Annotated in this window: 26 protein-coding genes, 1 tRNA gene and 1 pseudogene; 15 read left to right on the forward strand and 13 right to left on the reverse strand. The window is 62.9% G+C overall.

Going from position 1 to position 23,017, the window contains the following annotated elements:
* Positions 1-412: 412 nt before the first annotated feature.
* Both BM136_RS07230 and BM136_RS07235 read left to right on the forward strand, forming a co-directional pair.
* The gene (locus BM136_RS07230) at positions 413-865 is read left to right on the forward strand and encodes a hypothetical protein (protein WP_092971199.1); all 453 of its coding nucleotides are present in this window, start codon (positions 413-415) and stop codon (positions 863-865) included.
* A 120-nt stretch (positions 866-985) separates the two neighbouring features.
* On the forward strand, positions 986-1,372 hold the full coding sequence (locus BM136_RS07235) for a hypothetical protein (protein WP_092971200.1): 387 nt from the start codon (positions 986-988) through the stop codon (positions 1,370-1,372).
* A gap of 367 nt (positions 1,373-1,739) precedes the next feature.
* On the opposite strand, the gene BM136_RS07240 is transcribed toward BM136_RS07235, so the two are convergent.
* The 5 genes and pseudogenes from BM136_RS07240 to BM136_RS07255 form a co-directional block, all read right to left on the reverse strand.
* The gene (locus tag BM136_RS07240; RefSeq protein WP_139219356.1) at positions 1,740-2,282 is read right to left on the reverse strand and encodes a hypothetical protein; all 543 of its coding nucleotides are present in this window, start codon (positions 2,280-2,282) and stop codon (positions 1,740-1,742) included.
* A 125-nt stretch (positions 2,283-2,407) separates the two neighbouring features.
* Positions 2,408-2,821 carry a hypothetical protein gene (locus BM136_RS25590; protein WP_254775630.1) on the reverse strand — a complete coding sequence of 138 codons (414 nt, stop codon included), beginning with the start codon at positions 2,819-2,821 and terminating at the stop codon, positions 2,408-2,410.
* 298 nt (positions 2,822-3,119) lie between these two features.
* Positions 3,120-3,269: pseudogene (locus BM136_RS25135) on the reverse strand (Arm DNA-binding domain-containing protein); the annotation flags it as partial.
* A gap of 163 nt (positions 3,270-3,432) precedes the next feature.
* A tRNA-OTHER gene (locus tag BM136_RS07250) sits at positions 3,433-3,509 on the reverse strand.
* A 98-nt stretch (positions 3,510-3,607) separates the two neighbouring features.
* Positions 3,608-4,669 (reverse strand): SDR family oxidoreductase, encoded by a 1,062-nt coding sequence (locus BM136_RS07255; RefSeq protein ID WP_092971202.1) that lies wholly within the window; start codon positions 4,667-4,669, stop codon positions 3,608-3,610.
* 119 nt (positions 4,670-4,788) lie between these two features.
* Between BM136_RS07255 and BM136_RS07260 the strand changes: the two genes are divergently transcribed.
* Both BM136_RS07260 and BM136_RS07265 read left to right on the forward strand, forming a co-directional pair.
* The gene (locus tag BM136_RS07260) at positions 4,789-5,694 is read left to right on the forward strand and encodes a LysR family transcriptional regulator (RefSeq protein ID WP_092971203.1); all 906 of its coding nucleotides are present in this window, start codon (positions 4,789-4,791) and stop codon (positions 5,692-5,694) included.
* 114 nt (positions 5,695-5,808) lie between these two features.
* Positions 5,809-6,753 (forward strand): chemotaxis protein, encoded by a 945-nt coding sequence (locus tag BM136_RS07265; RefSeq protein ID WP_092971204.1) that lies wholly within the window; start codon positions 5,809-5,811, stop codon positions 6,751-6,753.
* A gap of 57 nt (positions 6,754-6,810) precedes the next feature.
* Here the strand turns inward: BM136_RS07265 and BM136_RS07270 are convergent, their stop codons facing one another.
* Positions 6,811-7,323 carry a hypothetical protein gene (locus BM136_RS07270; protein WP_092971205.1) on the reverse strand — a complete coding sequence of 171 codons (513 nt, stop codon included), beginning with the start codon at positions 7,321-7,323 and terminating at the stop codon, positions 6,811-6,813.
* A gap of 84 nt (positions 7,324-7,407) precedes the next feature.
* Positions 7,408-8,052, reverse strand: a complete 645-nt coding sequence (locus BM136_RS07275) for a TetR/AcrR family transcriptional regulator (RefSeq protein ID WP_092971206.1) — start codon at positions 8,050-8,052, stop codon at positions 7,408-7,410.
* A gap of 139 nt (positions 8,053-8,191) precedes the next feature.
* Here BM136_RS07275 and BM136_RS07280 point away from each other — a divergent pair, with 139 nt between their 5' ends.
* The 9 genes from BM136_RS07280 to paaE all read left to right on the forward strand — a co-directional run bounded on the left by BM136_RS07280 (position 8,192) and on the right by paaE (position 15,309).
* Positions 8,192-8,623 (forward strand): YybH family protein, encoded by a 432-nt coding sequence (locus tag BM136_RS07280; RefSeq protein ID WP_092971207.1) that lies wholly within the window; start codon positions 8,192-8,194, stop codon positions 8,621-8,623.
* Between the two features lie 72 nt (positions 8,624-8,695).
* Positions 8,696-9,127, forward strand: a complete 432-nt coding sequence (locus BM136_RS07285; RefSeq protein WP_092971208.1) for a VOC family protein — start codon at positions 8,696-8,698, stop codon at positions 9,125-9,127.
* A gap of 237 nt (positions 9,128-9,364) precedes the next feature.
* Positions 9,365-9,892 carry an SRPBCC family protein gene (locus BM136_RS07290; protein WP_092971209.1) on the forward strand — a complete coding sequence of 176 codons (528 nt, stop codon included), beginning with the start codon at positions 9,365-9,367 and terminating at the stop codon, positions 9,890-9,892.
* Between the two features lie 40 nt (positions 9,893-9,932).
* Positions 9,933-11,381: a DHA2 family efflux MFS transporter permease subunit gene (locus BM136_RS07295; RefSeq protein WP_092971210.1), complete on the forward strand. Its 1,449-nt coding sequence runs from the start codon at positions 9,933-9,935 to the stop codon at positions 11,379-11,381.
* Positions 11,382-11,547: 166 nt separating this feature from the next.
* Complete coding sequence (gene paaA, locus BM136_RS07300; protein WP_092971211.1) at positions 11,548-12,567, forward strand: 1,2-phenylacetyl-CoA epoxidase subunit PaaA; 1,020 nt, start codon at positions 11,548-11,550, stop codon at positions 12,565-12,567.
* Positions 12,568-12,584: 17 nt separating this feature from the next.
* Positions 12,585-12,872 carry a 1,2-phenylacetyl-CoA epoxidase subunit PaaB gene (gene paaB, locus BM136_RS07305; RefSeq protein ID WP_004635034.1) on the forward strand — a complete coding sequence of 96 codons (288 nt, stop codon included), beginning with the start codon at positions 12,585-12,587 and terminating at the stop codon, positions 12,870-12,872.
* 9 nt (positions 12,873-12,881) lie between these two features.
* Complete coding sequence (paaC, locus tag BM136_RS07310) at positions 12,882-13,682, forward strand: 1,2-phenylacetyl-CoA epoxidase subunit PaaC (protein WP_092971212.1); 801 nt, start codon at positions 12,882-12,884, stop codon at positions 13,680-13,682.
* A 23-nt stretch (positions 13,683-13,705) separates the two neighbouring features.
* The gene (gene paaD / locus BM136_RS07315) at positions 13,706-14,188 is read left to right on the forward strand and encodes a 1,2-phenylacetyl-CoA epoxidase subunit PaaD (protein ID WP_092971361.1); all 483 of its coding nucleotides are present in this window, start codon (positions 13,706-13,708) and stop codon (positions 14,186-14,188) included.
* Positions 14,189-14,208: 20 nt separating this feature from the next.
* A complete protein-coding gene (paaE, locus tag BM136_RS07320) occupies positions 14,209-15,309 on the forward strand; it encodes a 1,2-phenylacetyl-CoA epoxidase subunit PaaE (RefSeq protein WP_092971213.1) in 1,101 nt (366 codons plus the stop codon).
* Between the two features lie 3 nt (positions 15,310-15,312).
* On the opposite strand, the gene BM136_RS07325 is transcribed toward paaE, so the two are convergent.
* Together BM136_RS07325 and pcaD are read right to left on the reverse strand one after the other, a co-directional pair.
* The gene (locus tag BM136_RS07325) at positions 15,313-15,933 is read right to left on the reverse strand and encodes a TetR/AcrR family transcriptional regulator (RefSeq protein ID WP_092971214.1); all 621 of its coding nucleotides are present in this window, start codon (positions 15,931-15,933) and stop codon (positions 15,313-15,315) included.
* Between the two features lie 75 nt (positions 15,934-16,008).
* Positions 16,009-16,824, reverse strand: coding sequence for a 3-oxoadipate enol-lactonase (pcaD, locus tag BM136_RS07330; protein ID WP_092971215.1), 816 nt, complete (start codon positions 16,822-16,824; stop codon positions 16,009-16,011).
* A 111-nt stretch (positions 16,825-16,935) separates the two neighbouring features.
* Between pcaD and BM136_RS07335 the strand changes: the two genes are divergently transcribed.
* The gene (locus BM136_RS07335; RefSeq protein ID WP_092971216.1) at positions 16,936-17,886 is read left to right on the forward strand and encodes a LysR family transcriptional regulator; all 951 of its coding nucleotides are present in this window, start codon (positions 16,936-16,938) and stop codon (positions 17,884-17,886) included.
* Between the two features lie 131 nt (positions 17,887-18,017).
* Positions 18,018-18,836 carry a class I SAM-dependent methyltransferase gene (locus tag BM136_RS07340; RefSeq protein ID WP_092971217.1) on the forward strand — a complete coding sequence of 273 codons (819 nt, stop codon included), beginning with the start codon at positions 18,018-18,020 and terminating at the stop codon, positions 18,834-18,836.
* A gap of 63 nt (positions 18,837-18,899) precedes the next feature.
* Here BM136_RS07340 and BM136_RS07345 read toward each other — a convergent pair whose 3' ends face one another.
* From BM136_RS07345 to BM136_RS07360, 4 genes are all read right to left on the reverse strand, one after another.
* Positions 18,900-20,027, reverse strand: a complete 1,128-nt coding sequence (locus tag BM136_RS07345) for an acyltransferase family protein (RefSeq protein ID WP_092971218.1) — start codon at positions 20,025-20,027, stop codon at positions 18,900-18,902.
* Positions 20,028-20,119: 92 nt separating this feature from the next.
* A complete protein-coding gene (locus BM136_RS07350; RefSeq protein ID WP_092971219.1) occupies positions 20,120-21,403 on the reverse strand; it encodes an RNA polymerase sigma factor in 1,284 nt (427 codons plus the stop codon).
* Between the two features lie 11 nt (positions 21,404-21,414).
* Positions 21,415-21,846 carry a YciI family protein gene (locus BM136_RS07355; RefSeq protein WP_092971220.1) on the reverse strand — a complete coding sequence of 144 codons (432 nt, stop codon included), beginning with the start codon at positions 21,844-21,846 and terminating at the stop codon, positions 21,415-21,417.
* Positions 21,847-22,001: 155 nt separating this feature from the next.
* Complete coding sequence (locus BM136_RS07360) at positions 22,002-22,865, reverse strand: hypothetical protein (protein WP_217649347.1); 864 nt, start codon at positions 22,863-22,865, stop codon at positions 22,002-22,004.
* Positions 22,866-23,017 lie beyond the last annotated feature (152 nt).

Raw genomic sequence — 23,017 nt, forward strand, 5'->3', positions numbered from 1 at the left:
GGAGTGTTTTGCCGTCTTAGGTTGAGCCGCTGGTACGGCGTCTGGCGATGCCGGATGCGGGGCAGCGGGCTGTGCGAGCGAAAGCGCGCTGCCAGTCGTCGATACCAGGAAGAACAGCCAACCCCCTGCTGTTCGCTCTGTCACTCGTAATGCGTGATGCATGCGTGGCCTCCGTTGCGCTCCCGTGGCGGAAGCAGCCGGCATGCCCGGTCTGGTGATCGGTGGGTGCGGTGCAGTTAGCTTCGCGGCCCGCGGCGGCGGTTTGCCATGTCTTCAATGGCGGGAAAAAGGGACGGTCGGCAGCCTCGGGGCAGTTCAGAAGTTGATCTGTATCAGCCAGCGAAGGCCAGCATCGGCGTACCGTGAAGCCTATTAGAAAGAGCCATCCAATAGGCTAAAACGGGGAAACGTCATGCTTGAACATCAACCGGACGAGGTGGTCGCCGCCACCCTTTGGGAACTGGAGTCCTCTGTGTCCCATGCGCTACCCAGAGGCGCGCTCGTCAGCTCTGCTCGTACCAATTGCGGCGGCTACGACGTCGCAGCGAAGTGGACGATGTCGACACTCCGTGGCAATCGGCAGGAATGTACGTTGGCAGTGCATTTCAGCTTGGCCGAGGCGAAGGCGTACTGCCGATTGAACCATCCGAGACGGGAAGAGATTCGCCGGCGGGTGGGCGAATGGCTGTGCGTCCAGTTGGAGTTCCGGGGCTCGGAGCCGTGCGCAGACACAGGCTACGACTTGGCGCTCACCGTGCCCAACGCATTCTTCGTCGACGAGAGAGACGCCATCCGCGTAGGCCGTGAAGACCGGGAACACGATTTTTCGCTCCATCGGGGCGCATCACGGCCGCCATTGACGTGAGGGCCGCCGATTGGCGCTCTAAACGCCGGTTCGTTGTGCGCCGTCAACGCATGGAGTTACACAGCAGCTACCTTCGAATGGCGGCCCGTCAATGTGGGCACGCGGGAATACGGAGGCCTTATGCGCGAGCGGATCAACGAAGTCGAAAGGACTGGTCTACGTGAACTCCAAGATGCGCTCACAGAGACGCTGCCCCGTCGCGCCGTCTTGCGGCTTGAAGGGGATGAACTGGACGGAATAGATGTGCACGCGTGGTGGATCGTGGAAGGCCCGCAAGGCGACAAGCAGGTCAATTCGATTTCATTCCACCTGACGGAGTTGATGTTGCAAAGCTACTTTCACCAGTCCGTCGACGCCCGTGCAAGTACATGCCGACGATTGAAGGATTGGGCGAGCTGGGCGCTCGAAGGCGCAGAAGAGACAGACGACAACGAGATGGGCTTCGATATCTGCGCGGTTGTACCCGGAGGCATTTTTCATCCAAGCGTCGACGCACAACGGCCCTGACATCCCGGTCGCGGGGTGGTGTCGGCTTGCGTCGGTGTTCAGGATGTAAGCGTTGGATGACTGCGTTATGCAGCGCTTCCCCCACGCTGAGCGTTGTGGGGAGGCGGGACAGGCCAATCGACAGGCGATTGAGAACAGACGTTGCGGCAGGCGAAAATCGCCCGCAAAGGCTCGTAGTACAGGGATTCTTGAGTTCTGTGCCGTTAGGAGATTCGTGGCCGGAAAATAAGCCATAAGCTGACCACAACACGGGGATTTCTTTCGACGTGCCGATAGACAGATAAAGCATAAGTTGTGGGTTACGTGGTCAAGCGCGAGAGCGCGAGCATTACCGTGCGTCGGTGCTGCTCGCGCCACAGCTTTCCAATTAGAACGTGATGGCGACTGGCGTCGTGTGGTCGTTTCCGACATAGGCCGGTGCAAGGCAATTTTGGCCGTCGCACTCCGCGGACTTCACGTTCCCTTGAACTTGTGTCTGCCACGAACCTGCCTGGATCTCATGGCGCCACTGCAGCGTGCCACCAGAGCTGAGGTTCCACATGACGTTCTTCCAAGCGTTCGTACAGTCGGATCCGAAGGCGTTACTGTCGGTGATATTGAAGTACCCCGGTACACCGTTCCTGACGGTGTAAGAAGCGGGGCCGGCATCGTGCATGCAGTGGCTCGCTGTCTTCGTCATGGTGATGTCTGAACCGGTGTTATTCAACAAGATGAGCGTGTAGGTAGCAGACTTGTTGATGGGGCCTCTCTTCTTACTCTTCTCGGCCAGTGCTTGGCCTCCGACGCCAAGAAGGGCCGCGACCATAACGGTAGCAACGACTTTCAAATGGGCTGCTTTCATTTCACGAACCTCGCGCTTGGTGGTGAGTTTTCTATGCGGCGGATGACGCTGTGAGAGCGGTGTGCGCACGTCACGCCCGCCTCAAGCAGCAGACTAGGAAACTTCTGATCCGGCGCCCCGTGAAAGATTTTTAGTTCTGATGTTGAGCGTTGCGAGCGCGCGAGCACAACGAGAAAGAAGGAAACAAAAAGCGTTTACCTTCTCGCAACACTTCCTTGGTCTTCAAGACTGTTCGGCTGAATATCGAACTCCACCGAGGTAGTGAACCCGCTGTCATTCACGTTGTGAACGACGCGTTCCATCGACCAACCCGTGCTGTCGATCTGCAGCTTCCACCCGCTCACCTTTGCATGTAGCGACGGAAACAACTCAGCCCGCCCACGCGCCAGCGTGATGTTGAGCGTCGCCACCCCACGTTGAATCTTCTGCCACTCGGCCCGCGCTGCACGCTCGGCGTTGGACTTTGAAGCGTACGTGTGCCGCGGCACCTTCACGTTGTCGGGGTTCGGGGCGGCCTGCACCGTCTCCTGCTTCTTTGTCCCTTGGGTGGTCCGTTGCTCTTTCGTCGCCACGGCGTTGGAAGCATCGATGACAACCTCGCCGCGCACGCCGGCGCGTGTCCTGATAGTGCGCCTTCGCACCGTTGTAGTTCTCCCGATCGGTAACGCTGAATGTATGCGCACCGCCCGACGCGCGGGTGATGTCGACGGTTGACAGCAGCAGGCGCGAACCGCTGGCCGGCTCGCCGGCGGGGATGAAAAGCAGCGTGCCGTTTTTGACGGTCGCAATGGCGTCGAACTCTTTCTCCAGGCGAGAGAGAAAGTTGGCGTCTGACTCGCCGGTCTGGTCGACGTGAACAATGACCTAGCCAGCGAGCTTCTTGCCCACCAGTCAGGTGAACTTGTTGCGCTTTTCTTTCTCGTCGATCCGATCTTTGAGATGCCACCACTTGCCGCCAGAGGGCGACACTTCGAGGTAGAGGCCGTTGCCATCGAACAGGCGTTGTAGCTTGTCGGCCGGCCTGGCATTTCGGATTGCGATATCAGTTAGTGACATTTGGGGGCAACTCATTTTCGGGGACCAAAGTTGCCCCCAATGTTGCCCGCAGAATTGTCGCGCTGCCAACGAATGGCAATGGACGACAGTAGGCGAAAATCGCCCGAAAAGCTTGGTAATACCGCGATTCTTGAGTTTTGTTGTTCCTCAATAAATCATCAGATGGTGGGGCGTACAGGATTTGAACCTGCCTGCCTGCGCCGGTAAACCGCCGCCGCTCGACCCATGAGCTACCGCCCCGCCTTCACTATATCGACCCTTCCTGAGGAAACCCGAGTCGGGACATCTCCCTAGCCGGATCGGCCAGTGCGCCGCTGCGGCGCAGGCATCCGGATGCTCTACCCCGGAATGATTCTGCGCTGGCGTAAGTCGTCGAAGATGCGCACGAACATCGCTTCTGTCTCCACGTATTCGTGAAAACCAAAGCGGCGTGCCTTGGAGCCGTCACCGAACATGTCGTAGTCCCACGAGAAGACGAAGTCGGCAAAGCGCCACGAAGACACATCGCGGTAGGGCGTGTTCGCCAAATCATGTTTGGCGATCATGCTTTGCCAGAGCGGCGCCTTGTCGGCCATGACGGTGTCGAGCGACAAAGGCAGTGGCGGGGCGACTTCCAACGCAAAGTAACCGGCGATCTTGGGCCACATTTCGCTCCAGCGGAACAGGTCTCCGTTGTTGACGTTGAAAGCCTGGTTGGCGCAGCGCGGGTCGGTGGCGGCCCACACGGTGGCGCGGGCAAGCACACCGGCATCGGTCATCTCCAGCAGGTGATCATATGCGCCGGGTTTGCCGGGAAAGCGCAGCGGCAGGCCCAACTCTTTCGAGATCGACGCATACACGGCAATGGCCACCGCCAGATTCATCGGGTTGCCCAGCGCGAAGCCGCCCACCACCGACGGGCGGATGGCCGACCACGTCCACGCCTTGCCCTGCTGGCGCGCTTCCAGAAAGGTCTGCTGATCGAACATGAATTCAGGCGGCATGAAGTGCGCATCGATTTCGCGCGCCGGCGTTTTGAAAGGCCCGAGGTGACCGCCGTAGACCTTGTAACCCTGCATCAGGCTGATGTGCGCGAGGTGGGGCGACGCGGCTTCGATGGCGTCGACCACGTTGGTCAGCATGGCGAGGTTGGGCGGCACCAGCTCGGCCCAGGTCGGACGGTCTTGGTACGCGGCGTAGAAGACGTGGGTGACGTTGCCCAGTGCGCCGAGCTTGATGCGCGTGTCAGCCGCGTCGAGCAGGTCGACGGCGATGTGCCGGATGTGCTCTGTCGATTCACCGCCGCGACGCGACAGGCCCACGATGCGCCAGTCGTCCAATGTGGCGAGGTGCTCGATCAGGTTGCGGCCGATCACGCCCTGTGCGCCCACGACGAGCGCGACTTTGTTCTGTGCAGTCATGTTGGTGTTGGGATTGAGCCCGGAGCATCAATGGCAAGGGCAATGGCAACGAGTATGAGAACGATCGAATCTGTGCGATAGACTGCCTACAAGCACAACATCTATGAATTGAAATCACAATGTCGCGGCTTGATGTCAATCGCTTTGGCGAGATGGAAGTTTTCGTGCGGGTCGTGGAAGAGAGCGGCTTCTCTGCCGCGGCGCGCGCCTGCCGGATGACGCCGTCGGCGGTGAGCAAACTGGTGGCACGGCTGGAAGCCAGACTGGGCGCGAGACTGGTGAACCGTTCCACGCGGCGCTTTCGGCTCACGCCCGAGGGCATGGCGTTCTATGAACGCAGCGTGACGGTACTGGCCGATCTGGACGAGGCCGAGCGTGAGGCTTCCGCCGGGGCGCAGCCTTCAGGGCGCTTGCACATCAATTCCAATGTGCCGGTCGGCACGCATCTGCTGCTGCCGATCGTGCCGGCGTTTCTGGCATGCCATCCGGAGGTTTCGCTCGACATTGCGCTCACGGATCGCGTGGTCGACCTGCTGGAAGACCGCACCGATGTTGCGCTGCGTAGCGGCCCGCTGAAGAGTTCTCGGCTGGTGGCGCGCAAGCTGGGGCAGACGCGCTTGATGGTGGTGGCATCGCCCGCCTATCTGGCCCGCGCCGGCACGCCGCGCACGCCGGCCGATTTGGCAAGCCACAACTGCCTGACGTTCAGCTATGTGCGGGTCGCCAACGCCTGGCCCTTTATCAAGCGGGGTCGCCGCACAGAATTCACCCCACACGGCAACACGCAGATCAGCGATGGCGAGGCGCTGCGCGCCGTGGCGGTCGCCGGGCTGGGTTTGGCGCGTCTGGCCGAGTTTCAGGTGCGCGCCGATCTGGATGCGGGCCGTCTCGTCCCTGTGCTGGAGGATTACAACCCGGGCGAGACCGAAGACATCCACGCCGTCTATGTCGGTCAAGGGGCACATCTGCCGGCGCGCGTTCGAGCGTTTCTGGATTTCCTGGTCGCCCACGTAAAGGTTGCCTAGGCTTTTGTTTCCCCACGCTGGAAGGGCATGGCCTTCACATTCGCGAAACCCTTCAAGTTGCCAAATGCCGTGCCGTTTACCGCCACATAACGTGTGCTTGAACGGGGGAAGACAATGTCGCAGCACGAAGTCGATGAACGGACCAATCTGACGAACAACAACCGCTTTGAACTGTTGTTGTTTCGCCTGGGCGAATCTGCGCGCTCCAATCAGCGCGAGATGTTCGGCATTAACGTGTTCAAGGTGCGCGAGATCATGGTCATGCCGCCTGTGACGCATGTGGCGGATGCCGGCGCCCATATCCTGGGCGCGGTCAATGTGCGCGGCCAGATCATTCCCGTGATTGACCTCGCCAGCGTGATCGGCACCAAAAACGGCAATGCCAACATCCTGCTGATTACCGAATATGCGCGCTCCACCCAAGGCTTTGCGGTGGAAGAAGTGGACGAGATCGTGCGCCTGGAGTGGAGCCAGATCTTCCCGGCCGAGGCGAGCGTGGGCAGCAGCAATATCACCAGCCTGGCGCGCCTTGACGGCAACGCCGACAACTCGCGTCTGGCACAGGTGATCGACGTCGAACAGATCCTGGTGGATGTGTTCCCGACCCGCCGTACCGATCTGGCGCCCGACAATGACGAGCGTCCGATCAAGCTGCCGCCGGGTGCCAAGCTGCTGGTGGCGGATGACTCGGGCCTCGCGCGCTCGCTCATCGCCAACGGTCTGGAAGCGATGGGCACACCGTACGTGATGACCAAGAGCGGCCAGGAAGCGTGGGACACGCTGCAGAACATCGCACGCGATGCGGCCCGCGAAGGCAAAACTGTGCGCGACAAGATCGCGCTGGTGCTGACCGATCTGGAAATGCCCGAGATGGACGGATTCACGCTCACACGCAAGATCAAAACCGAGCCGGCATTCCAGTCGATTCCGGTGGTGATTCACTCGTCGCTGTCGGGCTCGGCCAACGAAGACCACGTGCGCCGCGTCGGCGCCAACGGCTACGTCGCCAAGTTTGAAGCGAACGAACTCGCGCAGGCCATTGCTTCTGCGCTCGGCTAGTCACTGAGCTAAGCGCTGAGGCCCGGCTGGCGTGCAATGCGCCGGCCGGGCTTTTTATCACTTGCGGCTATGGTGGTCGCCGCCAAGCGGGTCCACGACGATCATGGTGCGATCAAGCACGCCGTTGTCGTCGAAGAGGGCGTTGAAGTGCGCCTGCTGATACCCGAGGACGTACATCCGGTATGACCACGCCTCCCGCTTCATCAGCGGGTAGTACTGCGTTGGCTCGCGCGGCATGCCAAAGCGCTCCGCCACATCACGCTTGGTCCAGACGCCGGGCCGGGCTTCGTAGATTTCCTTTTCAGTCAGCATCTGCCGGAAGTTGGTGAGCTTGCCGCTCGCGTCAAAGTCTGCGGCATAGACTTCATGCCCCATCGGCTGCTTGGAATAGATCCAGCGGTGCGTGCCGCCTGCCAACTGGTACGTCTCGGTGGGGACGCCGAAGGTCTCGCGTACGGCACTTTCGGGCTGGCCGATCATCTTTTGCGCCGTCTGGATCGGCGAGAGCGACGCGCATGCGCTCAGCACGAGCGCGGCGGCGCCGATCCATCTGCCTGGTCGCATCTGCATGGTGGTTCTCCGGTGTGTGGCCTGTGCTGATGGTAAACACTTCGGGTGCGAGCAATATTCCATCGACCCGCGGTCCAGCAGTCTCTACAGCCCGTTTTCCACCATTTCCACTACACGCAACGCAATGGCGCCGGTCTGCTCGGGCGGGCGCCCGCGCAACGGCCCATCGATGATGAGCAGGGCCAGCCCATGCACCGCCGACCATGCGAGGTATTCGGCACCCGGGCGGCGTTCGGCCGGCAGTACGCCGGCAGCGGTCATCCGGTCCAGCGCCAGGCTCAGCAACTGGAACGGGTTCAGGCCGCTATTGCCCGCCTTGGCGGGGTCCGCATCGTTTTCCACTTCATCAGGCACCGCAAAGGCCGTGCGGAAGAGGCCGGTCTCCGTCTGCGCAAACCGCAGATAACCCACGCCGATGGCGCGTAGCGACGCACGTGCGCGCGCATCCTCGGGCCACGTCGGGTCGATGGCATCCAACTCCGCTTCCATGGCCCGCGCCAACGCGGCCAATGCCTCTGCCCGGACGGCCTGCAGTAAGTCCTGTCGCCCCGCGAAGTGCCGGTAGGCGGCATTCGGCACCACGCCCGCGCGGCGCGTGGCTTCGCGCAGCACGATGGCGTCAGGCCCGCCGGCGCGCGCCAGTTCAATGCCGGCGTCGAGCAGCGCGCGTCGCAAGTCGCCATGGCGATACGTGGTGCGCACGGGTGGTCGAGGCGGTTCCTGGGTCATGCAATGCAACTCCGCAAGTTCTATGTGGACACCGTCCATTATGTCTGCTATCGTTTGTGGACAGTGTTCACAATTCAACCCTAGGCGCTGTGACGCAAATTTCCAAGCCTTTAGTGCGACAGATTCTTGGGAGGTCAACATGACGATTGCCACCACCGCAGCGAATGACGAGGTCCAACTGCGCATGTTGATTGACACATGGGCTGCCGCCGTTCGCGCCAAGGATATCGACGCCGTTATGCGCCATTACGCACCCGATGTTGTGGTGTTCGATGTGATGCCGCCGCTGTTTGTAAAGGGCGTCGATGCATACCGTCGCAACTGGCAAAGCTGGTTCGATGCGCTTGAGGGCCAGGCTGATTTCCAATTCACCGAGCTGCACCTTGAGGTGAGCGGCGATCTGGCCTATTGCTTCAGCGTGAATCGCCTGCGTGCGCGCTATCGCGACGGAGCGAAGCACGATGCGCAGACGCGCGCCACCGTGTGTTTCCGCAAGCGCGATGGCCATTGGCAAGTCGTACACGAGCATGCCTCAGTGCCGATGCCGGTGCCTGAACCGGCGTGCGGCTGAGCGACGTTTTCCCCGACCGCGTGGCGCAATGCGCGGCTTTGCAGTCCCCCAAGTCCACCCCAAGGAGTTGTGATGCAAGTTCAACCGTATCTGTTCTTCGAAGGTCGTTGTGAAGAAGCGCTGGAGTTCTACAAGAAGACGCTCAGCGCCAAGGTCGATGTGGTGATGCACTACAAAGATGCGCCCAAGGACGCGCAGCCCACCGCCGAGCAATGCGGCGGCATGGCACCGCCGCTCGACAAGGTGATGCACGCCGCCTTCCGCGTGGGCGAAACCCAGATTCTTGCCTCTGATGGCATGGCCGGCGGCAAGACAGATTTCAAGGGTTTCGGGTTGTCAGTCAGCGTGCCCGACAACGCCGCGGCCGAGCGCACATTCAAGGCACTCGGCGACGGCGGCCAAGTCACGATGCCGATGTCCGAAACGTTTTTCGCCAACGCGTTCGGCATGGTGACCGACCGCTTTGGCATCACGTGGATGGTGATTGCGCCCAAGCCGATGTAATGGCTGCAATGCATGTGCAAACGGCCACCGGGCGGTGGCCGTTCTACGCAAAATCGTAGGACGCCCGCTTTGGTGCAGGGCGATGGTCCGGTGCTAGACTGCGCGATCACCGGGGCCTTACCAATATCAACGAAATCACCCCCTGGGTGGCGACCGGCTGTTCTGGCCGCGACCCTTTGCATGGCGTGCGCAAAGGCGTCCTTTCACCTGCTGCCCCCATCTGTTGGAGCGCTCTTCATGCTGAAGATCATTGCGATCGTCATAGCCGTCGCGATTGCTGCTGTGCTGGGTTTTGCCGCCACCCGCCCGAATACCTTCCGCGTGCAGCGCGAGATCGACATCAAGGCGGCGCCTGAAAAGGTGTTCGCCCTGATCAACGATTTCCACCGCTGGACGGCCTGGTCTCCGTGGGAAAAGCGTGACCCCGCGATGAAGCGCACCTATGGCGGTCCCGCCAATGGCAAGGGCGCGAACTATGCGTGGGATGGCTCGCGGGAAGTTGGGGCGGGGCGCATGGAGATCGTCGATGCAGCGTCGCCCAGCCGCATCCAGATTCAGCTGGATTTCCTGAAGCCGTTCGAAGCGCGCAACACTGCGGAATTCACGCTGAAGCCTGCTGGCGACGTCACCCACGTGACCTGGGCCATGTACGGCCCGAGCCCGTTCATCTCCAAGGTGATGGGCCTGTTTTTCAGTATGGACGCGATGATCGGCAAGGACTTTGAAGCCGGTCTCGCCAACCTCAAATCGGCTGCGCAATCCTGAGCAACATTCAGGCGCGGCGGCCAATCATAGGAGTGACTCCATGACGCATGGCATCGACGAACGCAAGCGCTGGCTTGCCCTCATCGTGCTCTGCCTGGGCGTGCTGATGATCGTGCTGGATACGACCATCGTGAACGTTGCGCTGCCGTCCATCCAGGCAGACCTGGGCTTTACTGAAACCTCGCTCGTGTGGGTCGTCAACGCCTACATGCTGACCTTTGGCGGCTGCCTGTTGCTGGGTGGCCGGCTGGGTGACCTGTTCGGACATCGCAAGCTGTTCCTGCTGGGGCTGACGCTGTTCACGCTGGCTTCGGCTGCGTGCGGGCTGGCGAATTCGCAAGGGCTGCTGATCACGGCGCGCGCCGTGCAGGGGCTGGGCGGTGCGGTGGTGTCGGCGGTGTCGCTGTCGCTGATCATGAACCTGTTCACCTCGCCGGCAGATCGCGCCAAGGCGATGGGCATCTACGGCTTTGTGTGTGCGGGCGGTGGCAGCATCGGCGTGTTGCTCGGTGGCTTGCTGACGAGCACGCTGAGCTGGCACTGGATCTTCCTGGTCAACCTGCCAATTGGCGTGGCCGTGTATGCCGCCTGCGTGGCGTTGTTGCCTGCGGGCAAGCCGTTGGCCGATCGCACGAAGCTGGACGTGGCAGGCGCGATTGCCGTGACCGCGTCGCTGATGCTGGCGGTGTACGCCGTCGTGCATGGCAATGAAGCCGGTTGGACCTCCACGCAAACGCTAACGCAGCTGGGCATGGCCATTGCGCTGATGATCGCGTTCCTGATCATTGAATCTCGCGTGTCGCATCCGTTGATGCCGCTGCACATGTTTGCTCTGCGCAACGTGGCTACGGCCAACGTGGTGGGCGTGTTGTGGGCGGCGGCGATGTTCGCGTGGTTCTTCATCTCGGCGCTGTACATGCAGCGCGTGCTCGACTACAGCGCCATGCAGGTGGGGCTGGCCTTCCTGCCGGCCAACATCATCATGGCGGTGTTCTCGCTGGGTTTGTCGGCCAAGCTGGTGATGCGCTTTGGCATTCGCGCGCCGCTCTCGGTGGGTTTGCTGGTGGCAGGCATTGGGCTGGTGCTGTTTGCGCGCGCGCCTGCGGGCGGCAGCTTTGTGCTGGACGTGCTGCCCGGCATGCTATTGCTGGGCTTGGGCGCCGGTGTGGCATTCAACCCGGTGCTGCTGGCCGCCATGAGCGATGTGGCGCCGGATGAATCGGGCTTGGCGTCGGGCGTGGTCAACACCTCGTTCATGATGGGTGGCGCATTGGGCCTCGCCATCCTGGCAAGTCTGGCTGCCGGGCGCACCGAAGGTCTGGCTGCGGCAGGGGCCGATGTCACGACCGCGCTGAATGGCGGCTATCACCTCGCGTTCCTGCTGGGGGCGGTTGCAGCATTGCTCGGCTCGGTGCTGGCGGGCGTGTTCGTGCGCACGCGCGCGCACGGAGCGGCGCAGGGCGACGCATCGTCGGCAGCGCCAATCTGAGCCACCGAGAAAGGACCCGAGGAAGGGAGCGCACCGCATGTCTCACACGAGGCATGCGGTGAAATCCTTTATTGACCGACCGGTCGGACGGTTTATAATCGATCCATCCAAAACACGGCGCGCATGATGCACCGTGCACATGCCCAGAAAGCGGCCGGAGGATCGCATGTACACCCAAAGCCTCGACCAGCCTGGCGGTCTGCCCACGGAGCAGGAGCTGGCGGCCGCCTCTCAAGGCGAAGCCGATTTGCAGGCGCGGTTTGACGCCCGAATTGGCGCAGACCAAAAAATCGAGCCGCAAGACTGGATGCCTGCGCCGTACCGCAAGACGCTGCTGCGGCAGATTTCCCAGCACGCGCATTCCGAGGTGGTGGGCATGCTGCCCGAGGGCAACTGGATCAGCCGGGCGCCGTCGCTCAAGCGCAAGGCCATCCTTCTGGCCAAGGTGCAGGACGAAGCGGGCCACGGCCTCTATCTCTATTCCGCCGCGGAAACGCTCGGCAGCTCGCGCGACGAGATGATCGACGCGCTGCACGAAGGTCGCGCGAAGTATTCGTCGATCTTCAATTACCCGACGCTCTCCTGGGCAGACGTGGGCGTGATCGGCTGGCTGGTCGACGGCGCGGCCATCATGAACCAGGTGCCGCTGTGCCGTTGCTCATACGGCCCGTATGCGCGCGCCATGATCCGCATCTGCAAGGAAGAATCGTTTCACCAGCGTCAGGGCTATGAATCGTTGCTGACGATGATGGGCGGCACGCAGGCGCAACGCGACATGGTGCAGGAATCCGTCAACCGCTGGTGGTTTCCGGTGCTGATGATGTTCGGGCCGCCCGATACTGCATCGCCCAACAGCGCGCAGACCATGGCCTGGGGCATCAAGCGCATCTCGAACGACGATCTGCGGCAACGCTTTGTCGATGCCACCGTTGAACAGGCGCGCGTGCTCGGCGTGACGCTGCCCGACCCGGGCCTTACATGGAACGAAGCGCGCGGCCGTTACGATTTCTCGCCGCTCGATTGGTCCGAGTTCAAGCGCGTGCTGGACGGCCACGGCCCGTGCAACCGCGAGCGCCTCGCCACGCGCAAGCGCGCACACGAGGAAGGCGAATGGGTGCGCGAAGCAGCGCTCGCCTATGCGCGCAAGCAGGCCGAACGCGCCGCCGCCAACCAACAAGCTGCCTGAACCGGAAGGAGCCCACCATGCATCAACACGAATGGCCGCTGTGGGAAGTGTTCATCCGCAGCAAGCAGGGCCTGGAGCACAAGCACTGCGGCAGCCTGCACGCAGTGGACGCCAAGCAGGCGCTGCAGATGGCGCGCGATGTCTACACGCGCCGGCAGGAAGGCGTCTCGATCTGGGTTGTGCCGTCGGCAGCCATCACCGCCAGCGAACCTGACGACAAGCCGATGCTCTTCGACCCGATGGCCGACAAGATCTATCGGCACCCGACGTTCTATCGGCTGCCCGATGAAGTCAACCACATGTGAGCCGCGGTCATGACTTCCGACGCGCATCTGCAATACATCCTTCGTCTGGCCGACAACGCGCTCATCCTCGGCCAGCGCAACGCCGAATGGACTGGCCATGGCCCCGTGCTGGAAGAAGACATCGCGCTGTCCAACCTGAGTCTTGACCTGATCGGCCAGGCGCGGCTGCTCTACACGCACGCAGGGCAGATCGAAGGCACGCTCACCGGTACGCCGCGCACCGAGGACGACTACGCCTACTGGCGTGCGGAGCCCGCTTTCCGCAACTACACGCTGCTGGAGTTGCCGCATGCGGGGCCGATGGTGGCGACCTCCGCAGTCGCGCGCGACTATGCCGTCACCGTCGTCCGCCATTTCCTGTACGCCGCATTGATGGTGCCGCTATGGGAAGCGTTGACGCGTTCGACCGATACCGAACTGGCTGCCATTGCCGCCAAATCGGTGAAGGAGATGCGTTACCACCTGGCCCATACGCGCGACTGGCTTGTGCGCTTCGGTGATGGCACCGAGGAATCGCATGCACGTGCGCAGGCCGCGCTCGATTGGCTGATGCCGTACACGAACGAATTTTTCGCCGCGGACGACGTTGAAACGGCCGCGGCCGAAGCCGGCATCGGCGTGCGTCCGGCTGACCTGCGCGACGCGTGGGAAGCCACCGTGCGTGACGCGCTGGACGAGGCCACGCTGCGCTGGCCTGAGCCCGGTCCCTACGTCAGCACCGGCAAGCACGGCGTGCATTCCGAGCATATGGGCTACCTGCTGGCCGAGATGCAGGGATTGGCGCGACAGTTCCCGGGGGCATCGTGGTAAGCGAGCGATTGCAGCGCGCGCGCATCGCGCTGGAGGCCGTCACCGACCCGGAAATTCCCGTGGTCACGCTCGCCGAGCTTGGCATCCTGCGCGATGTGCAGCTCGATGAGGCCGGCACACTGGTGGCAACGATCACGCCCACGTATTCCGGCTGCCCGGCCATGGAGCAGATTGCCGATGATGTGAGCCGCGCATTGCAGGCGGCAGACGTAGGTGCGTATCGCGTGCACTCGGTGCTGTCGCCGGCATGGACGACGGATTGGATCACTGCCGAAGGGCGCCGCAAGCTGCACGCCTTTGGTATCGCGCCGCCGGCACATGTGGCCGAAGTGGATGGTACACGCCCGATTCGTCTCACGCGCCCCACGCAGGCCGAGCACATTGCCTGCCCGCAATGCGGGTCGCACGATACGGCGCTCATTTCCGCCTTCGGCTCAACTGCCTGCAAAGCGCTGTACCGCTGCCGCGCGTGCCGCGAGCCGTTCGACTACTTCAAGCCTTACTGAGCCCACAGGGCACGACCGCCATGACCCCGCAATTCCACCCCTTGCGTGTTGCCGAAGTGCGCGGCGAGACGGCCGATACGATTTCCGTGCGCTTTGACGTGCCGAATGACTTGCGCGATGCGTACCGTTTTACGCAGGGCCAGTTCCTGACGCTGCGCGTGCCGCCGAGCCAATTGCCCGGACATGAAGAACTGCGGCGTTCGTATTCGATCTGCTGCGCAGTGCAGGACTACGACGCGCACGGCGAGTTGCGTGTGGCAGTCAAGCGTGTCGATGCGGGGGTCTTCTCCAACCACTTGCACGACCGAATCCGCGTGGGCCAGACGCTCGATGTGCTGCCACCGGATGGCCGCTTCTACGTGCCGCTCGCGGCCGAAAGCGCGCGCCACTACGTCGCCTTTGCGGCCGGCAGCGGCATCACGCCGATCCTGTCGCTCATCAAGACGACGCTGGCTGCGGAGCCGCAGAGCCGCTTCACCCTGGTCTACGGCAACCGCAGCGTCGACAGCATCATCTTTGGCGAGGCGCTCGAAGACCTGAAAGACCGCTACCTCGATCGCTTCGCGCTGTATCACGTGTTGTCGCGCCAGGCGCAGGAGATCGCGCTGTTCAATGGGCGGCTCGACGGCGCGAAGGTGCACGCTTTTCTGGACACGCTGATCCCGCCCGACGATATTGATGCCGCCTTTATCTGTGGCCCGTCGACGATGATCGATGCGGTGGAAGCGGCGCTGCTGGAGCGCGGGGTGCCGCGCGAGCGTGTGCATGCCGAGCGCTTTGGCGTGCCGGTGGGCGATGCGTCGTCGGCGCCCAAGCCGCGCAGGCATGCCGCAGTGGCGGGTGATGTCGCGCTCAAGGTTGTGCTCGATGGCAAATCGCACGAAGTGCCCATGGCGGGCGACGCCAAGGTGCTCGACAGCGCGTTGAACGCGGGGCTCGATCTGCCCTATGCGTGCAAGGGCGGTGTGTGCTGTACGTGCCGTGCCAAGGTGCTGGAAGGTCGTGTAGAGATGGACAAGAACTTCACGCTGGAAGACTGGGAAATCCAGCAGGGGTTTGTGCTGACCTGCCAGGCGCGGCCGATTACGCAGCGCGTGGTGGTCAGCTATGACGAGCGGTGAACGTCAACCTTTTCTGGCGCCTGAGCCGCTCAGCCCGTTTTCCAGCATGTCGATCACCATTTCCGCATAGCCCTCATACGAGAGTGGCCCGTCAGGTTTGAGCCAGGTGAATGTCCAGTTCATCATGCCGAACAGCATCATCGTGATGGGCGTGCGGTTGGCTTCATCCACCTTGTCCGGGTAAGCCGCGCCAAGTTGCCGGCCCACGGCCGCCACCACGTCCCGCTCGCGCGCGAGCACGATGTCGCGCTGCTCCGGCGCCAGGTATTTCACGTCATTGAGCAAAGCCACATGCCGGGTGCGCGACGTGGCGTATTCGGCCAGGAAGGTACGGACCAGCAGATGCAGCGTGGCACGCGCCGAAAGCTTGGCGTGCCGCGCGTCGCTCTCGGCGCGTTCAACCAGATCGGCCAGCCGGCGCGTGTAGCGGTCGAGCAGGTCGAACAGGATGGCTTCCTTGCCTTCGTAGTAGTGATACAGGCGCGATTTGGAGCCGCCGCATGCAGCGGCAAGCTGGTTCATCGACACGCTCGGGTAGCTGTCGGCCGCAAAAGCTTCGGCGGCGGTGTCGAGCACGCTTTCGCGGCGCAGCTCGAATTCGTCTTCGTTCTTGACGCGGGACATGGCTGGCGGCACATCGGTTGGATGGCCGCCATGTTAACCGGCTGGGTTGCCGCGTGTCGATGCCGCGTTGATGTATCAAGCCGTTTCGTGCACGGCCAGGAAGTCCAGCACAGCGTCCATAAATGCGTCAGGCAGCTCCACGTTGGCCAGGTGCACGGTGTCCAGCATGTGCAATTGCGCTCCTGGAATGGCGGCGGCAATTTCCTCGCCGTGACGGGCGGACGTCACGGTGTCGTGCTGGCCGGCAATGACGAGCGTCGGATGCGTGATCAGCGTGATCGTGCGACGCAGGTCGGAATCGCGCACCGCCGCCCAGCCGCCGATGATGCCCTCGCGCGGCGTTGCCAGCAGCGTGCGGCGGAACGGCTCAACGGCGGGGTCGCGTGCCTCCAGCATGCGTGCTGGAAACCAGTTGCGCAGGAATGTTTCGGTCGTTGTCTGCATGTCGGCCGCCTGCTGAAGCTCGGCGATGGCCTGATCGAAATACTGCGTCGGGCCGATATGCGCGGCAGTGTTGGACAGGATCAGCCGGTCAATGCGTTCCGGAACATGGATCGCCAGCCACTGCGCCACGATGCCGCCCAACGACAGCCCCAGCATATGCACCCGCTCGATGCCCAGCGCATCAAGCAGTTCCACCACGTCACGTCCGAGCCGATCGATCGAATATGCGCCGGCCGGTGCATCTGAAGCGCCATGGCCGCGCGCGTCGTAGCGCAGCACATGAAAGTGTTCGGCCAGGCGCGGCACGCTCACGTCCCACATGCGCAGGTCGGTGCCGATGGAGTTGGACAGCAGCAGGACGGGCTTGTCCGCCGCGCCGTCGAAGCGGTAGGCGATGCGCGTGCCGTCACCGGTGGTGATGAAGGAAAGGTCGTTGCGGTTGGTCATGATGGGCTCCTGAAAAAGACGGTTGAAACGGTTGGGATGTCGTCATCCTAGAAGCCGATGAGATTCGTGGATACTATGAAGTTCTGACGAACTTTGTAGGTTTTGCCGACAATGCAGAACTTCACGCTCCACGAGCTGCAGTGCTTCGATGCGGTGGTGACTGGCGGTAGTTTTCAAGCGGCCGCTGACCGGCTGCATCGCTCGCATCCCTCGGTGTTTGCGGCGGTCGCCAAGCTGGAGGGGCAAGTGGGTTTGAGTCTGCTGGACCGCAGCGGCTATCGTGTGCGCTTGACGGAAGCGGGGCGATCGTTTCATCGCAAGGTGCAGTCCGTGCTGCGCGAAAGCGATGAACTGCGAACCCACGCAAAGCAGCTGGCGATGGGCGAGGAAGCTGAGCTACGCGTGGTGCTGGGTGACCTGTGCCCGCTGCAGCCCGTGCTGGCATTGCTCAGCCAGTTCTTCAGCCAGTGCCCGCAGACGCGCCTGCAATTGCAGTTTGAAACCGTCACCGGACCGTGGGAGCGCTTACTGGAAGACGATACCGACCTGATTGTCCATCGCGTGCCAAAGGGCGACGTGCGCATGGAGTGGATCGATCTGGGCAAGATCGCCATGGTGCCGGTGGTGGCGCCGGGTTTTCTGCCGTTTCCCATAACGTCATCCATTACGCCGCAGCAGATGCAGCGCTTCATGCAATGCGTCATCAATGATTCCGCGCGGAACCCACCGGAGCAATCCCACTACGTTATCGAAGGGGCGCCGCAATGCGCCGTGCCGGATCAATTGATGAAGAAAGAGTTGATCCTCCACGGTATGGCGTGGGGGCATCTGCCGCGTTTCCTGGTCGATGCGGAATTGCGCGAAGGGACATTGCTGTCGATTGCGGGGCGGCATTTTCCTGGCATGGTGCAGGAGCTGGCGGTTGCGCGGCGGCGGGATCAGCCGCACGGGCCCGTCGCCAATCGGCTATGGGACTTCCTCGGCGACCACGCACCGGTGCTCAAGCCGGCGCTGGGGCGCATGCCGCGTCAGGCAGCCGCGGCCATCAGAAAGCGGGGATAATCCGGCGCCTTGCCGATCCCTTCATGCCCCGGCAGGCATGTCATCTAGTCGACTTGGCGGAGTGCCCGCCGCGCGGTTCCGCACTATAACCATTCATGCCCAACCCTCTATTCGGGCAAAGGTGGTGAACGATGGCTGCGCATGGCACCGATCAGGTCTTCTCCGGCTCCATTCCCGAGCTGTATGACACGCTGCTGGTCCCGTTGATCTTCGAGCCGTATGCGCTGGACATGGCCGCACGGGCGGCGTCATGTCAGCCGCAACGCGTGCTGGAAGTTGCCGCAGGTACCGGAGCCGTGACGCGCGCACTGGCGCGTGCGCTGCCTGCAACCACGGAGATTGTCGCGACCGACCTGAACCCGCCGATGCTCGATCGCGCGGCCGCCGTGGGCACAGACCGGCCCGTGACATGGCAGCAGGCCGACGCCCAACAACTGCCGTTTGCCGATGGCTCTTTCGATTTGGTGATCTGCCAGTTTGGTGCGATGTTCTTCCCCGACCGGCCCAGGGCCTTTGCTGAGGCACGGCGGGTGCTGACTCCGGGCGGCAAGCTGCTCCTGAGCGTGTGGGGCCGGATTGAAGACAACGACTTTGCAAATGTGGTGACGAAAGCGCTGGCGAAACGCTTTCACGAGAATCCGCCGATGTTTCTGGCGCGTACGCCGCATGGTCATTACGATCCGGTGCCGATTCAAGCCGACGCGCGCGCGGGCGGCTTTACCGCAGAGGTCATGTACGACGTTGTCCCAGCGCGCAGCCGGGCAGACACGGCGCGCGCGGTCGCTATTGCGTACTGCCAGGGCACGCCGGTGCGCGGCGAACTGGAGGCATTCGGCCCCGATGCTCTGGCCGACGCCACCGACGTATGTACCGATGCATTGACGGCGCAGTTCGGCGCGGGCCCAGTCGACGGCAAGATCCAGGCGTTGATGTTCAGCGTGACAGCTTGAGGAGAGCAGGTAGCGGCATCGGTATCGCGTTACGTGGTGCAGGTGGTGCAGAGGCGTCGCTGCTCAAGATTCTTGTTGACCCAGGTGAGTACGCGAGCTGTGTCGACGGTTGCGCATCCAGTCGACGGCGCGGCGGCCCAGAGCGATGGACGGCAATTCGACATAACGATGCAGGAGCATTGCCAATACCAGCGTCAACGCAAGGTTGACGGCAAACAGCATCAGTTGCGTGCCGATCCACTCTGGCGCCAGCCTGCCCACCAGGCGGTGCGTGGCTTCGATCACGCTGGGATGTACGAGGTAGAGCGCGTACGACAGCTCACCCAGCCAGACTGCGACGCGCGGCACGCGAAGCTCGCCGCATTGCTCCATGGCCACCATGCCGATCAACAACGCGCCGGCCGGGAGCCCGCGGGCCAGCAGATCGAACTTGGGAACGGGGCCAACGACCGACATCACGAACGTTGCCACGCCTACCGCCATCAGCATCCGCGCGAAGACCGGCGTTAGGCGATGCCGATGCGCCGCATACAGCCACGCCAGCCCCGCGCCCAGCAGGAACTCCAGCACGAGCGGATTGGCTGCCATGGCCTGCAGCGGTGTTGCCCAGTCGTACAGTGCTTCCGGGTTGCGCTGCACGACGCCGCTATGCCAGAACGGCACGATGATCGTCGTCGTGAACAGCGCCAGTGCCACCAGCCCAAGCGCCCGCCGCCCGAACAGCGCCAGCCCGATCGCACACAACGCATAGAAGAACACTTCGTAGTTGAGCGACCAGCCCACATATAGCGCCGGATATCCGAAGTACGGCGCATCCACATTGGCCTGCGGCGCAAACGCGAGCGAGGTGAGCAGCACGCCCGCAGACACCGGGTTGAGCCACGTGGAGTGCAGCACCGACATCAACCAATAAGGCGGCACAAGCCGGAACGCACGCTTGATGAGAAATTCGCCGGCCGGCTCAGGCCCCTTCGGGCCAAGAACGGCGACCCACGCAATGATGAAGCCGCTGATGACGAAGAACATATCCACACCCACATGCCCGCGCTTGATCACATGCGTGGTCAGCCACGCCAGGGCAGGGATGTCGGCATGGGCCAGGGCGAGCCCGGAGTGGTACACCACCACATACAGCGCGGCAAAGCCGCGCAGCGCCTGAATGCTGAGAAGGGAAGACGAAGATCGGTTCACGCAGGATGGACGACCGTGGCGCAATCAAGGTTCCGCCGCTGTCGCGTTATCGACAAGCTAATCTGAGTAGCAAGCGGCGTGCCGCGCGGGGACTACTCCGGTGCGGCGCAGTTGGCTGCGCGTTCCAGCAAAAGCGCGCGTTCTTGCCGATTGTGTGCAAGCGCTGCTGCGCGTTCGTACTCCGCGCGGGCCTCCTCCGGGCGGTTGAGGCGCGCGAGAAAATCGGCGCGCACGCTGGGCAACAGGTGATAGCTACGCAGCGCGGGTTCGGCCAGCAGCGTATCGACAATCTCAAGCCCTGCCTGCGGGCCATACGCCATGGCCACCGCCACGGCGCGGTTCAGTTCGACGATGGGCGACGGCGTGAGTTGCGCCAGTGCGTCGTACAGCGCGGCAATGCGCGTCCAGTCGGTTTGTTCGGCGGCGCGTGCGCTTGCATGGCATGCCGCAATGGCCGCCTGCAGCCCATAAGAGCCAAGCCCGCGCCCGCACGCTTCAGCTTGTGCCAGCGCCGCAAAGCCGCGCTGGATAAGCAGGTAGTCCCAACGGCTGCGGTCCTGCTCCATGAGCAGGATGGGCCGGCCGCCGGGGCCCACGCGTGCACGCAGGCGCGAGGCCTGCAACTCCATCAGCGCGAGCAGGCCAAGCACTTCCGGCTCGCCCGGCATGAGCCCGGCCAGGATGCGGCCTAGGCGCTGCGCTTCTTCACATAGCGTGGGGCGCGTCCAGTCGTCACCGGTGGTGGCGGCATAGCCTTCGTTGAAGACGAGATAGATCACCTGCAGCACGGCTGAAAGCCGCTCGGGCAACGCATCCGGCTCGGGAAGTTCGAACGGCACACGCGCGGCGGCGAGCGTCTTTTTCGCACGCACGATGCGCTGCGCCACCGTCGGTTCGGGCACCAGAAAGGCGCGGGCGATTTCGTCCGTGGTCAGCCCGCCAAGCAGTCGCAGCGTTAGCGCCACGCGACCTTCGTGCGGCAGCACTGGATGGCAGGAAATGAAGACCAGGCGCAGCAGATCGTCGCCGATGGCCTCTTCGCGCGCGGCTTCGGCATCGGCCTGGGCCAGCTCGTGTTCGATCTCCAGCTCGATGGCAAGCCGCGCATGTTTTTGCTCCGCCAGCGTGTGATGGCGCAGCCGGTCAATGGCCCGGTGTTTGGCGGTGGCCGTGAGCCACGCGGCCGGGTTGTCGGGGATACCCGATGCGGGCCATTGCTCCAGCGCCGCGACCAGCGCATCCTGCGCCAGCTCTTCGGCCAGTCCCACGTCGCGCAGCAGGCGGGCAAGCCCGGCAATGATCCTGGCCGATTCGATGCGCCACACCGCATCGATGGTGCGGTGGATGGCGAGCGCATCGGGCGTCGAACCGGCCATGACGGTGCCGTTTATTGCTGCTTGGCCGCCAGTTCTGCGCGCAGGCGTTCTTCACGTTCGCGGGCTTCGGGTGTGAACTCCGCACCAAAATCTTCCGCTTCAAACACGCGCCGGATTTCCAGGCGCACGTTGCCGCCGGCATCCAGTGCCGGCCAGCGCTTGACCCACTCCAGTGCTTCTTCTTCCGACTTGACCTGCAGCATGGTGTAGCCGGCGATCAGCTCCTTGGCTTCGGCAAACGGGCCGTCGATCACTGTTGGCTTGCCGCCCTTGAATTCCACGCGTGCGCCGCGCGAGCTGGGGTGCAGCCCTTCGCCGCCCAGCAGCACGCCCGCCTTGGCCAAGTCTTCCATGTACTTACCCATGGCGGTGAGCAGTTCTTCGCTCGGCATGACGGAGGCTTCGGTGTCTTTGTCGGCCAGTCGCAGAATCATGAATCGCATGGTGTTTCTCCTTGGGTGCGTTGGGTTGGAGGCGACGCATGATGTGCGCGCCTCTACTTGCACGTCGAATGAAGAGTGGGCGCAATCGACAGACCCGGCAACCAAAAATGTAACAACATGTAACGGAGTGACGCCTGAAGATACCTTTCAGCCAATCAACGGCATTTGACCTCGTAATCGACAACGTGCGGCGGGTCGTCCTCCCCGGCGGTGGTGACGGTCAGCTTGCCGGCGGGGCCAGTGTAGCTGAAGTCGCAGTAGGCGAGGCCCGTGCCTGCACAGTTCTCGGTTTCTACAAGGCCACGCTTGACGAGGGCGCTCTGGCGGGGCTCTCCGTTGGGGCCGCCTCGTACAGGCTTCCAGCCCTTGGCGGCGAGTGCCTTGCGGGCCTTGTCGATTGCCATGCCGTAGATGGTCGGTACTTTGGCGCGGCCGTGGCAGACGGCATCTTCCTCGGCAATTTTGCTCAGGCGCACCGTGCCATCAGCGTCGACACGCAAGTCACCGACCGGCGACACAACCATGTCGCCGTCCCACACGCGCACGGCGCCGCCTTCGAGCGCGGTGAGGGTGCCGATGGCGGTGTCTTCTGCGGATTTACCGTAGGCCAGCGCGACGAGCTTGTCGTTGTCGAACACGGCCACGTTGCCTTGCGTGATGCTGCAGGTCGCGCTGGTACCAGCCTCCAGACGGCCCGCAAAACTGATGGCGCGATACGTGCCGGAAGATGCCGAGCCAAGCGGCACATCGGCCATGACCGCCCAGCCTTGTGCCGCCACTTGCTTAGCGGCGGCCGACGCCGGCTTCATGACGGCCTGTGGGCAGTCAGCTCGGTCGCTCGTGCTGCCATTGGCCTTGGGCAGCACGTTCAGCGCCTTGATGCGGATGTCCTTCACATCGGAGGCCACGCGCAGGGCGTTCGTTTGCGCCAACGCTGGCAACGTAAGTGCGAGGCTTAGCACCAAGACGGCACCATGCACGGTGCTCGGCAAAGGTTTCACAGAGGTGGAATTTGGCATGGAGTGGCGTTGCACGGGAGAGAGCAAGTCGGCCCGACATGATCCACTGCGCATGTGAATGGAGGATTAACACCGGGATCAGAGGCGAACAAACGACGCATGCCGAAGTTGTTGCTTCAACACGGCTGAGATCAAGAGACCGCCCCGAGCGG

Source organism: Ralstonia sp. NFACC01, from assembly GCF_900115545.1.
Lineage (GTDB): Bacteria > Pseudomonadota > Gammaproteobacteria > Burkholderiales > Burkholderiaceae > Ralstonia > Ralstonia mojiangensis.

Bases quoted from the DNA above. Each gene is read 5' to 3' on its own strand.
- BM136_RS07230 (WP_092971199.1), top strand. From the start codon at position 413: ATGCTTGAACATCAACCGGACGAGGTGGTCGCCGCCACCCTTTGGGAA.
- BM136_RS07235 (WP_092971200.1), top strand. From the start codon at position 986: ATGCGCGAGCGGATCAACGAAGTCGAAAGGACTGGTCTACGTGAACTC.
- BM136_RS07255 (WP_092971202.1), bottom strand. From the start codon at position 4,669: ATGACTGCACAGAACAAAGTCGCGCTCGTCGTGGGCGCACAGGGCGTG.
- BM136_RS07260 (WP_092971203.1), top strand. From the start codon at position 4,789: ATGTCGCGGCTTGATGTCAATCGCTTTGGCGAGATGGAAGTTTTCGTG.
- BM136_RS07265 (WP_092971204.1), top strand. From the start codon at position 5,809: ATGTCGCAGCACGAAGTCGATGAACGGACCAATCTGACGAACAACAAC.
- BM136_RS07270 (WP_092971205.1), bottom strand. From the start codon at position 7,323: ATGCAGATGCGACCAGGCAGATGGATCGGCGCCGCCGCGCTCGTGCTG.
- BM136_RS07275 (WP_092971206.1), bottom strand. From the start codon at position 8,052: ATGACCCAGGAACCGCCTCGACCACCCGTGCGCACCACGTATCGCCAT.
- BM136_RS07280 (WP_092971207.1), top strand. From the start codon at position 8,192: ATGACGATTGCCACCACCGCAGCGAATGACGAGGTCCAACTGCGCATG.
- BM136_RS07285 (WP_092971208.1), top strand. From the start codon at position 8,696: ATGCAAGTTCAACCGTATCTGTTCTTCGAAGGTCGTTGTGAAGAAGCG.
- BM136_RS07290 (WP_092971209.1), top strand. From the start codon at position 9,365: ATGCTGAAGATCATTGCGATCGTCATAGCCGTCGCGATTGCTGCTGTG.
- BM136_RS07295 (WP_092971210.1), top strand. From the start codon at position 9,933: ATGACGCATGGCATCGACGAACGCAAGCGCTGGCTTGCCCTCATCGTG.
- paaA (WP_092971211.1), top strand. From the start codon at position 11,548: ATGTACACCCAAAGCCTCGACCAGCCTGGCGGTCTGCCCACGGAGCAG.
- paaB (WP_004635034.1), top strand. From the start codon at position 12,585: ATGCATCAACACGAATGGCCGCTGTGGGAAGTGTTCATCCGCAGCAAG.
- paaC (WP_092971212.1), top strand. From the start codon at position 12,882: ATGACTTCCGACGCGCATCTGCAATACATCCTTCGTCTGGCCGACAAC.
- paaE (WP_092971213.1), top strand. From the start codon at position 14,209: ATGACCCCGCAATTCCACCCCTTGCGTGTTGCCGAAGTGCGCGGCGAG.
- BM136_RS07325 (WP_092971214.1), bottom strand. From the start codon at position 15,933: ATGTCCCGCGTCAAGAACGAAGACGAATTCGAGCTGCGCCGCGAAAGC.
- pcaD (WP_092971215.1), bottom strand. From the start codon at position 16,824: ATGACCAACCGCAACGACCTTTCCTTCATCACCACCGGTGACGGCACG.
- BM136_RS07335 (WP_092971216.1), top strand. From the start codon at position 16,936: ATGCAGAACTTCACGCTCCACGAGCTGCAGTGCTTCGATGCGGTGGTG.
- BM136_RS07340 (WP_092971217.1), top strand. From the start codon at position 18,018: ATGGCTGCGCATGGCACCGATCAGGTCTTCTCCGGCTCCATTCCCGAG.
- BM136_RS07350 (WP_092971219.1), bottom strand. From the start codon at position 21,403: ATGGCCGGTTCGACGCCCGATGCGCTCGCCATCCACCGCACCATCGAT.
- BM136_RS07355 (WP_092971220.1), bottom strand. From the start codon at position 21,846: ATGCGATTCATGATTCTGCGACTGGCCGACAAAGACACCGAAGCCTCC.
- BM136_RS07360 (WP_217649347.1), bottom strand. From the start codon at position 22,865: ATGCCAAATTCCACCTCTGTGAAACCTTTGCCGAGCACCGTGCATGGT.